The sequence below is a fragment of the Spirochaetaceae bacterium genome (genome assembly GCA_009784515.1).
GTDB lineage: Bacteria > Spirochaetota > Spirochaetia > WRBN01 > WRBN01 > WRBN01.
Map to the genome: position 1 here is coordinate 1 of WRBN01000057.1, position 12,509 is coordinate 12,509.

Annotated in this window: 14 protein-coding genes; all 14 read right to left on the minus strand. The window is 40.3% G+C overall.

What is annotated here, in order from left to right; genetic code table 11:
• Positions 1–242 (minus strand): purine-nucleoside phosphorylase (locus tag FWE37_06820; protein ID MCL2520693.1); only part of this gene is annotated, 242 nt, incomplete at its 3' end.
• Entirely contained in the window at positions 229–468 is a 240-nt protein-coding gene (locus FWE37_06825) for a hypothetical protein (protein ID MCL2520694.1), read from the minus strand. The genes FWE37_06825 and FWE37_06820, both read right to left, overlap by 14 nt.
• A 45-nt stretch (positions 469–513) precedes the next feature.
• Positions 514–1,128, minus strand: a complete 615-nt coding sequence (locus FWE37_06830) for a signal peptidase II (GenBank protein ID MCL2520695.1) — start codon at positions 1,126–1,128, stop codon at positions 514–516.
• Between the two features lie 5 nt (positions 1,129–1,133).
• Positions 1,134–1,871 carry a Nif3-like dinuclear metal center hexameric protein gene (locus FWE37_06835; GenBank protein MCL2520696.1) on the minus strand — a complete coding sequence of 246 codons (738 nt, stop codon included), beginning with the start codon at positions 1,869–1,871 and terminating at the stop codon, positions 1,134–1,136.
• Positions 1,872–1,949: 78 nt separating this feature from the next.
• Positions 1,950–2,732, minus strand: coding sequence for an MBL fold metallo-hydrolase (locus FWE37_06840; protein MCL2520697.1), 783 nt, complete (start codon positions 2,730–2,732; stop codon positions 1,950–1,952).
• The gene (locus FWE37_06845) at positions 2,725–3,603 is read right to left on the minus strand and encodes a MinD/ParA family protein (protein ID MCL2520698.1); all 879 of its coding nucleotides are present in this window, start codon (positions 3,601–3,603) and stop codon (positions 2,725–2,727) included. Before FWE37_06845 ends, FWE37_06840 begins: the two co-directional genes overlap by 8 nt.
• 49 nt (positions 3,604–3,652) lie before the next feature.
• Positions 3,653–4,870, minus strand: coding sequence for a hypothetical protein (locus FWE37_06850; protein MCL2520699.1), 1,218 nt, complete (start codon positions 4,868–4,870; stop codon positions 3,653–3,655).
• Between the two features lies 1 nt (position 4,871).
• Positions 4,872–6,980, minus strand: coding sequence for a flagellar biosynthesis protein FlhA (locus FWE37_06855; GenBank protein ID MCL2520700.1), 2,109 nt, complete (start codon positions 6,978–6,980; stop codon positions 4,872–4,874).
• 192 nt (positions 6,981–7,172) lie between these two features.
• The gene (locus FWE37_06860) at positions 7,173–7,448 is read right to left on the minus strand and encodes a helix-turn-helix transcriptional regulator (protein ID MCL2520701.1); all 276 of its coding nucleotides are present in this window, start codon (positions 7,446–7,448) and stop codon (positions 7,173–7,175) included.
• A 44-nt stretch (positions 7,449–7,492) separates the two neighbouring features.
• Complete coding sequence (locus tag FWE37_06865; protein ID MCL2520702.1) at positions 7,493–7,858, minus strand: type II toxin-antitoxin system RelE/ParE family toxin; 366 nt, start codon at positions 7,856–7,858, stop codon at positions 7,493–7,495.
• Between the two features lie 212 nt (positions 7,859–8,070).
• Positions 8,071–9,348: a serine--tRNA ligase gene (gene serS / locus FWE37_06870; protein ID MCL2520703.1), complete on the minus strand. Its 1,278-nt coding sequence runs from the start codon at positions 9,346–9,348 to the stop codon at positions 8,071–8,073.
• A gap of 42 nt (positions 9,349–9,390) precedes the next feature.
• On the minus strand, positions 9,391–10,902 hold the full coding sequence (locus FWE37_06875; GenBank protein ID MCL2520704.1) for a DUF115 domain-containing protein: 1,512 nt from the start codon (positions 10,900–10,902) through the stop codon (positions 9,391–9,393).
• 7 nt (positions 10,903–10,909) lie between these two features.
• Entirely contained in the window at positions 10,910–11,845 is a 936-nt protein-coding gene (locus tag FWE37_06880) for a radical SAM protein (protein ID MCL2520705.1), read from the minus strand.
• Positions 11,842–12,509 (minus strand): metal ABC transporter permease (locus FWE37_06885; GenBank protein MCL2520706.1); only part of this gene is annotated, 668 nt, incomplete at its 5' end. The genes FWE37_06885 and FWE37_06880, both read right to left, overlap by 4 nt.

Consider the following 12,509-nt stretch of genomic DNA (forward strand, 5'->3'; position numbering starts at 1 on the left):
CCATAACCGGCCAATAGTTCGTTAATATAAATAGAGGCCGATGGTATCCCCATACCGGTACCCTGCACCGATATTTTTTGCCCTTTATAATAACCGGTGTACCCTAACATATTACGTACGGTGTTATAACAAGTAGCATCGGTTAAAAAATTTTCGGCAATAAATTTAGCGCGCAAAGGGTCGCCGGGCAATAAAACACTTGGGGCTATATCGCCCAGTTTAGCTTGATTATGAGCTGTCATTTTTACTCTCCTTATAGATAATATCTTTAATAAATTTATGATAAATTAAGGCATACAAGCCGCCAACTAAAACAAAAAGGCAAATGGTTAACACGGCATAACTATGCTCTGGGGCACGTACAAAGATAGGCAAAGCCAGTAAAGCAAAAGTTGTAAGTAAAACCAGCAAAATGGTAACTTGCAGTACTAAGGCAATTAATAAAAATAATAAATTTTTAGCTTTCATCTCTTTTAATGATAGTAACAATTTAAAAACAATTATTACTTGTCCCTATTCCTTATTCTTATCTTTTTTAAAATCTTGTATAAAGCTAATCAGCAAAATAACTACACCAATAGTAACGGCGCTATCGGCGATATTAAAGGTAGGAAAACGCTGCCAGCTTAATATTCTTAAAAGAGGGATATTTTCTAAACCCGATAAACCAAAAAAACGAATATCGATAAAATCTACCACGCCGTCCGGCCTAAAAATACGGTCGATGATATTACCAATCCCGCCGCCAATAATAATAGCTAAAGCCCAGCGTTGCAAAGGGGTAAAACTTTCTTCGTTACTGGGTTTTAGCCGCAGCTTAGCTTTTACTTGGTTAAATTGAGCAGGTGTTAAAATAATGGTAGTAATTAAAATTACCAAAACAATTAAAGGAATAATACTAAAAGCAAAGGTTCTTACACCATCGGGTAAGTTGGCGCCTATCGAAAAAATAACGCCGGGATTACGCACGTGGATAATTTGAAAAAAACCATCAAAGGCGCTAAAATAAATGGTAAGCGGCCACCCCAGCGGAATATTAGCCACAATAAAGGCTTTAGTTAGCTGGTCTATAATAATAATTATAGCCGTTAAAATAAAAGGAAGCGCACGTTTAGCATTAACATTCATTTTTTTTAACACCCCGTTGGTAAATCTATTAAAGTTGTTTCTAAGTTAAAATGGTTCGTAAAATAATTTTTAAAAGCGATAAGACCGGGCATTTCGCTTTGGTAATGGCCGCCGGCCATTACACTAAAATTATTTTCGGCACAAAAGTGATAAAGGCTGTGTTTAACCTCACCGGTAATAATGGCCTCGTAACCCAGCCCGTAAACCTTTTGAAAGATAGTAGTAGCTCCGCCGACAATAACGGCTATCTTAGTTACCTCTTCTTTAAAAGGCCAAATAGTTACCCCTTCGCTGCCGTAAACTTTAGCGGCTAACTCCAGCACATTGGCCGGTTTTTCTAGCTTACCGCCAAAACCAATCCCGTCTATTACCTCTATATCGCTTAACCCGGCCCGGTTGGCCACCGTCATATTATTACCAAAAATAGGGTGAGCATCTAGCGGTAAGTGCATAGCGTATAAAGCTATATTATTTTCAATCAGTTTTTTAATATTATTGTAGTAACTGCCGCTAATAGCTTTACTCGGCTCGCCCCAAAATAAACCATGATGCACAAAAAGTAAATTAGCTTGCTGCTTAACAGCTAAATTGATGGCAGCCGCACTAACATCTAAGGCAAAGGCTACTTTGGTGATGTTGGCCTTTGTATCCCCCAGCTGGATACCGTTTAGGCTTGGGTCGTAACTAAATTTTTCTGCCTCAAAGAGGGTTTTTAACTCTTTATCAAGCTGCTGTAACTTCATTTATTTATCCTTAGAGCAGTTTTATTTTAAAACTACTGGATTGCTTCGCTAACGTTTGCAATAACAAAATAACTTATCTTAAATTTCTATAGTTAGGCCATCGTAGGCGGCGTAAAGGCCCGGCGGTAACTCGTTACTTAGTTTAGCATATTCTACATCGTGGGTAAAGTGGATAAAATAACTTTTATTAGCTTTAATTTTTTGGGCTATCACTATGGCTTCTTCAATGTTAAAGTGGGTGTTATGCGGGCGGTAACGCAAAGCGTTAAGCACCAAAGTATCAATATTACTAAGCAAAGCAAAACTTTCTGTGCTAATATAGCTGGCATCGGTAATAAAAGCCAGCCGGCTGTTCCCGTTAGTGATAAGATAACCCAAAATATCCAGCCCGCCATGCTTAACCGGAATAGGCGTTATGGTAAGCTCGTTAATGCGGATAGAGCCGGTTATCACGTTAAAAGTCATCGCCGGAATACCGCCGCCGGGTTGCTTGGGATTAAAAAAATAATCATAAGTTATTTTTAATTCTTCGATGGTAGCTTGGTTAGCATATAAAGGGATAGTTTTGCCCTGCATTAGCTGGTTAAAGCGGCGCATTTCGTTAAGGCCACTGCTGTGGTCGCAGTGGTTATGGCTTAACAGCACGGCATCAAAGTGAGTTATGTGGTGTTTTAGGGCTTGCTCGCGTAAATCGGGTGAGGCATCTAACAGTAAGCTGGTTTCGCCGCTTGTTAAATAAAGGCCGGTACGCAGCCGTTTATCTTTAGGATTAGCCGATAAACAAACCGGGCAGCTGCAACCAATAACCGGTATACCATCGCTGGTGCCGGTGCCTAAAAATTTAAGAGTTAGCTTACTCATAACTATGGCGCGGGTTTAAAAATTTACGGACTAACTTAGCCATACCGCTGCCTTCGCTGCGGTAATCAATTTTTTCTAACTTGCTCACAATATGCATAACACATTCGCTGGGCCGGCTTTTAGGTTCGGCTACTAAAAAAGGCACTTGCTTACGCACCGATTGGCTAACGACAGGGTCATCATAGATAAAACCTAAATAATCTAGCTTTAAATTTAAAAATTGGCTGGCAATAGCAATCACACGCTGCTGTACTTTTTTAGCCTCCGTTACACTTTGGGCACGGTTAATAATAAGTTTTAAGTTAAAATCTTGGCTTTCAATCTCGGTACTGATAATTTTAATTAACCCGTAAGCATCGGTAATAGCGGTAGGCTCGGGGGTGGTAACAATTAACACATCATCGGCGGCCTCGACAAAACTAAGCACGTTACCCGATACGCCGGCGGAAGTATCCACAATTAAAATATCGGCATAAGCCAGTTCTTGCAGCTGGGTAACAAAGTTTTGCCGTTCATCTTCATCAAGATTGGCAATTTTAGAAAAACCCGAAGCTCCCGGTACTATCTGAATACCGTAATTAGTTTCTATAATTACCTCACGCATAGTTTTTTGCTTACGCACCACGTGATAAAGGTTATATTTAGGGATAACCCCCATAATAACATTAATATTGGCAAGGCCTAAATCGGCATCCATGACAATAACTTTTTTGCCCAGTCTAGCGTAAGCTAAAGCCAAATTAACCGACACATTGGTTTTACCTACTCCACCCTTACCGGAGGCAATGGTTATAATACGTAATTTTTTATCGTTATGCTCGGGGGTGAGCGATTTCATCATTGCCCGTAGCTCTTCAGCCTGATCTGCCATTTATTTACTTACCTCAATTAGCTATCAACTCTTAACTATCCGTTATCAACTAAATATAGTCGTTTTCTTCATCTAGCTGTCTAATTATTTTATCGACAACTCGTTTATTAAAACCACTTAATTTACGCCAAATAGGCACAATACTCGCCGCTTCTATCTCGCTAATACCCACGTTTTGCCCGGTAGTTATATAAGCAATGGCCTCGCGTTTTTCTATTAACGGCGTAAGCACCGTACCAATACGTTTAGTTTCATCAAGCTTAGTTAAAATAATAGCTTTATAATTTAATACTTTAAACATACTTAAAATTTCGGCCACATCGCTTTCTTTAGTGCTGGCGCTTATGCACAGGTACACATCTTTTTGCAAGCCAAACTTAGTTAAAGCTTCGCTTAAATTAGCCAACGTTACCACCGCAAAAGGGCTGCTGCCGGAAGTATCTACAAAAACCACATCGGCCTCGCGGGTTTCGTCTATCGCTTTGTTTAAATCTTCAAAATCGTTTACCCAAATGGCCGAAGTATGTAATATTTTAGCATAAGTATTTAATTGCTCATTAGCCCCTATTTTAAAGTTATCCATATTAATAAACCTAATGGCCACTTTGCCGTCGCGGTTTACTTTGTGGTCGTCGGCATTAATGGCGGCCAACTTAACGATGGTAGTAGTTTTGCCTACTCCCGTTGGCCCCACCAAAATAAAGATACGCGGCTTAGCCCGTAGGGTGCTTTTATAAAAACTCATCTTACTGCGCAGTTCTTTTAACACCAGCTCTTCGACATAATCGCCGTCTTCGGCTTCGGTTAAAGATAAATCATTTTTAACGCTGTTAATTAACTCATCGGCAAATTTGTCCGAAAAATCGTTTTCTTGCCTTAAAACAGCTTTAATCCTGCCCAGCTCGCCGCTAAGCTCTTCTTTACGGGTTTTTTCGCGTTTATTACGTTTTTCGTCTTCGCTTAGTTTTTGCTGAATATCGGCCAGCTGTTTGGTTATTTCACCTAAAACTTCATCACGTTTTTCGTCTTTAACCAGCTCGGCAGCTTTAATAATATCGCTGGGCGAAGGAGTAACCACACTTTTCGTGGGCGGGTTAAGCCAAACATCTACCTCGAAGCTGCGCTTAGAGCCCAGCCCCAATACTCCCAGTTTTTCCACCGTGCGCGAGCTAATCACTTTAATATCGTTACCATATTGCAGTTTAGCTTTGGTAATGGCATCATCATAACTAATAGTAGAGATAACTTTTACAACATTAGTACTCAATTTAGTTTAATCTCACTTCCCCAAGCACCTCTAGCTGCACATCACTGGTTATCTCTAGGCTGGCCAATACCGTAAGCGATGGGTCGGCTTTAAGGGCGCTGGCTTTGACAAAAGGCCTAGCCTCTGCCGAAGCGCATAAAATAATAGGATAATAACCTTCGTTACGCACCGCTTGAACGGTATTTAACAGGGCATTTATCCACGCCCTATGTTGCTCTATACTCATAGTGCTTTTTAAGCTGCTGCCGCTGCTTACATAGTTGGCTTCCATAATCATAGCCTCTAGGCTTGGTTCTATGGTAATAACGCGTAAGATACGGTCGTCATCTACATATTGGTTAGTAATTTGCCTGCTTAAAGCAATACGCACCTTTTCACCTAAAAAGTTTACATCGGTACTTACAGCGGCATAATCGCTGATGGTTTCTAAAATTGTTACAATATCGCGGATAGATACCCGTTCACCCAGCAGCATTTGTAATATTTTTTGCAAGCTGGCCGTATTAAAGCCTTGTATACTATTAATGGCATCTACCACCGCCGGATACTTTTTACGCAGCTCGTCTAAAATATTTTGCGTTTCTTGGCGGCCCAGCAAGCTGGCGGCATTACTTTGAATAACCTCTGTTAAATGGGTAGCCAAAATGCTGGGGCTATCTACCACTGTGTAACCGTAACGTTCGGCTTTATCGCGGTATTCATCGGTTATCCATAAGGCATCAATGCCAAAAGCCGGGTCTTTGGTAGGGTCGCCGGGTACCACATCAATCACCCCGCCGGTATTCATAGCTAAATATTGGTCCAGTCTAAGCTTACCTCTGCCAACCTCACTGCCTTTTATTTTAATACGATACTCATGGCTCTCCAGCCGCATATTATCGGTAATACGTATCGGGCTGGCCACAAGGCCTAAATCCATCGCCGCCTCGCGCCGGATACGCGTGATACGCTCCAGCAGTTCGGCGCCTTGTTCTTTATCTACCAGCGGGATTAAACTATACCCAAGCTCGAGGCTTAAAGTATCCAAAGGTACTACAGGGGCCATCTCGGGATTACGTTCTTCCAGCTCGCCGCGCGCTACATCGTTTTCGTGCTCTTTGCCGGCACGCCATTCACGGCGGCTTAAAATATAAGCTATATATAAAGACAACCCAGCCAATAACAACATAACGATGGTAGGAAAGCCCGGAATAAAAGCCATTAACAATAAAAAGAAACCGGCAATTAAGTAAATACGCGCTTGGGTAGAAAACTGCTTGGTAGCTTCTTCGTCAAAGCTGGCTTCGCTGGTGCTGCGGGTTACGAGCAGGCCGGTGGCCACACTAATAAACAACATAGGCAGCTGCGTTACCAGCCCATCACCCACCGTTAAACGGGTGTAAATACCAAAGGCATTGGCCAGCGCCTCACCCCTAATACCGGCGCCAATAATCAGGCCGCCAATAATATTAACAATAGTAGTTAAGATACTGGCCTTAACACTGCCCGAAATAAATTTGCCGGCACCGTCCATTGCACTGTAAAAGTCCATACTCTTTTGCAGGTCTTTTTTCTTTTGGTTCATCTCGGCTTCGCTGATAGCGCCCTGATTAAACTCGTTATCAATGGCCATCTGCTTCATTTGCATACTATCTAAGGCAAAACGGGCCGCCACTTCGGTTACCCTAGTGGCGCCTTTGGTAATAACCATTACCTGCACCACAATAATAATAATAAAAATGATAAGGCCAATCACCAGCCCCTCTGTGCCGCGGCTGCCGATAACAAAGTTACCAAAAGCAATAATAAGCTGGCCGTCAAAAGCCGGGCCGCGCTCCAGTATCATTTTGGTACTGGCCACACTTAAAGCCAAATTAAAAACGGTGCTAACCAGCAAAACCGTTGGAAAGACGGAAAATTCTACCGGACTTTTAACCGACAAAGCGATGAGCAAAGTTAAAAGCGACATCATTAACCCAAGCGTCATGAGTAAATCCAGCATAAAGCCGGGCAGCGGCACAAGCAATAATAAGATAGTACCTACGGCCAAAATGGCCATAGCAAAGTAGCTGGGCGTTTTGCCAAAGGCAAGGCGGATAATTTCGCGCGGGTTAGTTTGTAATGTGGCCATATATATTGATGAATACCCTGTGTGTACTATACAGCAAAGTTAAATAAATTTAAAGTGTCTGCTAGCGGTTTTTTAAAAAAGTATTATCCTTATTTTCGGCAGATTGGGGAAGATGGTTGAATACCGGCTAATACAAGCAATAAACCCGCGAATTAAGCGGGTTAATAATTAGAATATTAAAGTTAGTAAATATTATCTATCAACAAAATCTATCACTAATTTTTTATTAAAGGCTTTAGCAAGTTTTTTTAAAGTTGATACAGTGGGATTAGCCGTACCCCTCTCTAAACGGCTAATATTACTTTGCTTTAAGCCTGTAAGCTCGGCAAGTTTCGCTTGAGTAATGTTTTGCTTAAGCCTAGCTTCAATTAAATTACGAATAATTTTATCTTCGGCCTCTAAAGCATCGTAAGCTTCTTTTACTTCAGGGTCTGCTAAAAGTCTAGCTTTTAACTCTTGTAAACTCATAATATTGTAATACTCCTTAATGTCAATAAAATGACAGCATTGTATTAAAAAGAATGCATTCTTGATAAAGCTACATTCTTCTCTTTATTTGGAGTTTTTATTGTTTTTTTAATAAACCCATGTAGAAAATGTATTTCATTATTTTTAATAACATAAAATAATCTTACATTATCTATTTTAAGTTCCCATAACTTACCTTTAATTTGCCTTGTATTTAATAATTTAGCTACCTCATTGATATTAGCTGCACAATCTTCCAGTCTTTCAAGCGATCTCACTACTTTACTTTGTAAACTCTTTTCCAATGTATCTATAAAATCCTCAACAGGACTTTCTCCACTTTCTTTCTTATAAAACTCAGTAATCATAAATATTATCTCCGCTTTTAATAAATTTTTGAATACCATCATTAAATTCACTCAATCCTGAGTTTTCTAACGATAAAATCTCTATTCTAAAGATAAATTTTTTACATATATTCTATCCCATTATTCCTCTCCTTGTATACAATATATGATATATTACTTCTCAAAAAAAGTCAAGCTCAGTTTTCATTTTTTAACAAAAAAATAAGCCCCTATTAAAGAGACTTATCATAAATTTTTATTAAAAAATATTTTACCTACCTAGTCTCAATCCTCTCAAACCCCAGATACGGCACCAGTGCCTTCGGCATAGTTATAGTGCCATCGGCCTGTTGGTAAAGTTCCATAATGGCCACCAAAGCCCGGCTAATAGCAATAGCCGTACCATTTAAAGTATGCACAAATTTATTTTTACCATCGCTATCTTTATAGCGGATATTTAAACGCCGCGCCTGAAAATCGGTGCAGTTGCTGGTACTGGTTATTTCACCCCAATCGCCGTTCTCGCCGCGTCCCGGCAGCCAAGCCTCTAAGTCGTATTTGCGGTAAGCCGGCGCACCCAGAGCACCTACCGGCGTATCCACCACACGGTAAGGAATGCTCAAGCTGGTAAAAATATCTTCTTCTATGGCAAGTATTTTCTCGTGCATGGCCGGGCTGTCTTCGGGCTTACAAAAAATAAACATCTCTATCTTAGTAAATTGGTGCACACGGTACAGCCCCTTGCTAAACTGCCCGCTGCTGCCGGCCTCGCGCCTAAAACAATGTGATAAGCCGCCCAGCAAAAGCGGCCCGTTACTTAAATCGATAATTTCATCTTTATAATAGCCGCCCAAAGTAATTTCGGCGGTACCTACAAGACAAGTGCCGGTACCCTCTAAGTTGTAAATATTGCTCTCCGGGCCGCGCGGGTTAAAGCCAATCCCCACCAAAATTTCTTCGCGGGCAATATCGGGGGTTTGATACAGCTCGAAGCCGGCGGCGCTAATTTTATCCAGCGCATAGCGGGTTAAGGCATTTTCCAATAAGACGGCCTCGTTTTTTAAAAAATAAAATTTTGGGCCGGTTACCTTTGCACCGGCTTCAAAATTAACTAAATTTAATTTTTCGCCTAGTTCTACATGGTCAAGCGGTTTAAAATCAAAATTGGGCAGCTCACCTACTGTCTTAAGTTGAATGGCATCTTCATCTTCTTTACCTAGCGGCGCAGCAGGGTGGGCATAGTTAGGCAGCTTATCGGCCTCGATAGCCAACCGGGCAGAAACTTCTTCCAGTTCGGTTTCATAACGGAGCACTTGGTCTTTAAGATTTTTACTTTCCTCAATCAACTTACTACGCTCACCCTCATCGGCAGCGCTCTTCATCTGCGCCACATTAGCATTACGCTGGGCCCGTAGCTGCTCCAGCTGGGTGATAAGCTTATTTTTTTGAGTATAAAGCTGCAATACTAAATCGACATCTACCTCGATAAAACGATTTTTAACGTTGGTTTTAACTTCGTCTAGCCTTTGGGCTAATAATTTTAAATCTATCATAATCACTTAGTTTAGGATAGTTTACTTTAAAATGCAAGCCCTTTAGAGGTTTTTTTGTTTAAGATAATCTAAACTATAGTTTAAAGCCTGTAAAATGGCATTGCCGCCCTCTTTGGCAAAGCCGGCAGCCAGCGGGTTAAGTGTATTTATTATCTGTAAATCATCATCGGTATAATGCTCAAAGTTATAGTGCCATTTGGTAGCCAAATTTTCAAGCCTCACCTTATAGTTATGTAAAAATTCAGCAGCATTGATATTACTATTATACCAAACTTGCTTAGAAAGCCCCTCATTTTTTAGCAATTTAAATTGCTCTTGATATGATTTAAATAATTTTGACTGATACAAATAATCATCGCCGTTTACTATTTTTTTAATATCTTTATCTTGCCATAATAAATCCCAATTTTGCCGGTACACCGTCTTAAGACGATTAGCCTCACTGTAAAAATTTATACAAAAACAAGAGTTTTTAGCATAAATTTGACCATTAGGATAAGCAAAATCCAGTCCTACGCTCATAACTTGTTCCGCTCCTAAAGCATAGGCCAAAGCTAAGGCCGTGTACCCAATGTTGTCGCCCATAGTATCTAAGGTGGAAAGGCCGCTCAACCGGCTTAACGGGTGGTTGCCGGCAAAAAAAGTAGTTTTAAAGCCGCGCATCACGGCAGGTGCGCTAACTAAATCGGCTAAAACTTTAAAGTTATAATTGCTATAACCTACAAAACAGCCGGCAACATTACTTTGTGGATTAGTAGTTAAAACTATATCTGGTATAATATTATAAGCCATCAAAGTAGTTAAAGCCGTATCGCAGGCTATTAACAAGCCGCCTTTTTCCTTAACTTCTTTAAGTTTAAGTATCCCGCCATTTAATGAGGGGCCGGCCCCGATAATGGCCACCAACGGCCATTTCTCTATTATTAAAGGTTCATTTTTAAAATTAATTAAATTATGAACAATATTTTTAAACCATAGCTTACCAAAATAACCTTGCGCCGCAATATCTTCTTTAAGTTCTTTTATATATTTAGCTAAAAGTATATTAAAATTTATATAAAAGTTTTTATTATACTCAATAATATTACTTAAACTAAACACCAGCATAGTACCATCACGCAACGGCTGATAAAACTGCTTAAGTTTAGCTATAGCTAAGGCGCTGTCTTCTTCATAGATAAAATGTAATTTAGGATTTACCAAAAGTTTAGTTAAATTTACTTGGCTAAAAACAGCTTTTTGCAAAGCAAAAGCGTTATCCAACACAATAATTTTGCGAATAGCTGCGGCCTCTAAAAAAGGCTCAATTTGGTAACCCGCTCCAAACCCTAAAAAAAGCACCGTGCCGTTATTATTATGCAATGCATGTTTGAGGGCTTGCTCCCCTTCTTTTTGCGGGCTATCGGCGCTGTACCACAAATTTTGCCCAAAGGCCGGAATAACCTCGCCCTGACTGCCTTTAACAAAATTGATGGCGGTAAATTCTTCGGCCGTTATTATCTTATCGGCCAAATTAGGATGATACTCTTTAAGCAGGCGATAATTTTCGGTCATCGCCTTATTATACCGTATTTTGGCTCCAATGCCAAATAGTTTTGGCTAAATTTCCTTTAAAAGATTTATTTTCCTTAAAGTTAGGCAACCAATCACCCAGCACTAAATCTTGAAAAAATCCTTCGTTAATATCATATTTTTGCAATAATTTAATTAACTTTTGTTCTTCATTTTTATTTAAACACCTATTCGGAATAAGCCTGCCCTCGCCGGGTATCACCACCGGCGTATATTGGGTTAGCAAAGACAGTAAAATTTTATCTTTAAAATATTTAGCAAAGTAAGCTATTACCTCTTCGGTTTCCTCCAATTTAGCGGGTAAAGCTAAATGGCGCAAAATTACCCCTTGCTTAAGCAGGCCGTTTTCATAAATTAATGGAAAGTTAGCGGCTAAATAATGCAAACTCTCTAAAGCTTTAGCCACATAATCATCTTTATACAAAGTCTTTGCCGTTAAAGTATTTAAAGTTTTTAAATCTGGTAAATAAATTTTAACTTCATCGGCCAAAAGTTTAAGGCTGCTCACTTCCTCGTAGCCGCCGCTATTCCACACAATAGGCAAAATTAAGCCTTGCCCACGTGCCTCTTTAATGGCTGTGATAATAGAAGGAAGATACGGAGTAGCCGATACCAAATTGATATTATCGGCCTCAAGTTGTTGCATAGTAAGCATTAAATCAACTAATTGATTAACATCAATCTTTTTACCCATACCAAAATGCGAAATTTGATAGTTTTGGCAAAAAGGGCAATTAAGTTGGCAATTAGCAAAAAAGAAAGCTCCGCTGCCGCCGGTGGGGGTTAATGGCGGTTCTTCGCCAAAATGCAGCGCCGCCGTCGCCAGCACCATCTCGTCGGTGGCGCCGCACAAGCCGGCAGTTACATTACGGTTTACCCCGCAGCGGTGCGGGCAAAGCCGGCAACTCCTATATAAATTTGTCATAAAAACTTAACCAATAAAGATTTTAAAAGCAAAGCTAAAAAATAGCAGCCGGCACACAATAAAACGATGGCCGCCCCGGTAGCTATCCCTAAATAATAACTTAACCACAGGCCGTTTAAAGCGCAAAATAAAGCGATAATTATAGCTAAACTATGAAATTGCCGTAAATTACGGCTTAAAAGTTTAGCGGTAGCCGCCGGCAAAATTAAAAAAGAATTAATTAATAATAATCCTATCCAATTAATAGAGATAGCCACTAACACCGCTAAAATTACCGTAAAAACTAACTCTACCGCCGTATTAGCGGTGGCCTTGCTGTAGGCTAAGCCCTTATCTATAATTATTAAAAAAGCTTTATTAAATAAAGTTAGCCAAATTATCCCTACTATCAAAAAGGTAATAAAAAGATAGCCGATTTGGCCGGGTGAAATACTTAAAATATCGCCGGTTAGTACATGGCTATAACGCGCTACTCCGCCGTGCAGCGATAAAATGGCAATCCCTAAAGCCGCCGCCGTGCTGGAGAAAACGCCGATAACGGTATCGCTGCTGCTACGGCTGCGCTTTTTTAAAAGGGTAATGGCCACGCCAAAAATAACGGCAAAAAACACTGCCGCCAATACCACATCGGTTAAAAGCCCGCTGACTAAGCCAATGGCAATGC

What these genes read in the sequence shown, in the direction of transcription:
- serS (MCL2520703.1), bottom strand. Translation starts at nt 9,348, where the DNA reads ATGATAGATTTAAAATTATTAGCCCAAAGGCTAGACGAAGTTAAAACC.
- FWE37_06875 (MCL2520704.1), bottom strand. Translation starts at nt 10,902, where the DNA reads ATGACCGAAAATTATCGCCTGCTTAAAGAGTATCATCCTAATTTGGCC.
- FWE37_06880 (MCL2520705.1), bottom strand. Translation starts at nt 11,845, where the DNA reads ATGACAAATTTATATAGGAGTTGCCGGCTTTGCCCGCACCGCTGCGGG.
- FWE37_06835 (MCL2520696.1), bottom strand. Translation starts at nt 1,871, where the DNA reads ATGAAGTTACAGCAGCTTGATAAAGAGTTAAAAACCCTCTTTGAGGCA.
- FWE37_06830 (MCL2520695.1), bottom strand. Translation starts at nt 1,128, where the DNA reads ATGAATGTTAATGCTAAACGTGCGCTTCCTTTTATTTTAACGGCTATA.
- FWE37_06855 (MCL2520700.1), bottom strand. Translation starts at nt 6,980, where the DNA reads ATGGCCACATTACAAACTAACCCGCGCGAAATTATCCGCCTTGCCTTT.
- FWE37_06845 (MCL2520698.1), bottom strand. Translation starts at nt 3,603, where the DNA reads ATGGCAGATCAGGCTGAAGAGCTACGGGCAATGATGAAATCGCTCACC.
- FWE37_06865 (MCL2520702.1), bottom strand. Translation starts at nt 7,858, where the DNA reads ATGATGGTATTCAAAAATTTATTAAAAGCGGAGATAATATTTATGATT.
- FWE37_06860 (MCL2520701.1), bottom strand. Translation starts at nt 7,448, where the DNA reads ATGAGTTTACAAGAGTTAAAAGCTAGACTTTTAGCAGACCCTGAAGTA.
- FWE37_06825 (MCL2520694.1), bottom strand. Translation starts at nt 468, where the DNA reads ATGAAAGCTAAAAATTTATTATTTTTATTAATTGCCTTAGTACTGCAA.
- FWE37_06840 (MCL2520697.1), bottom strand. Translation starts at nt 2,732, where the DNA reads ATGAGTAAGCTAACTCTTAAATTTTTAGGCACCGGCACCAGCGATGGT.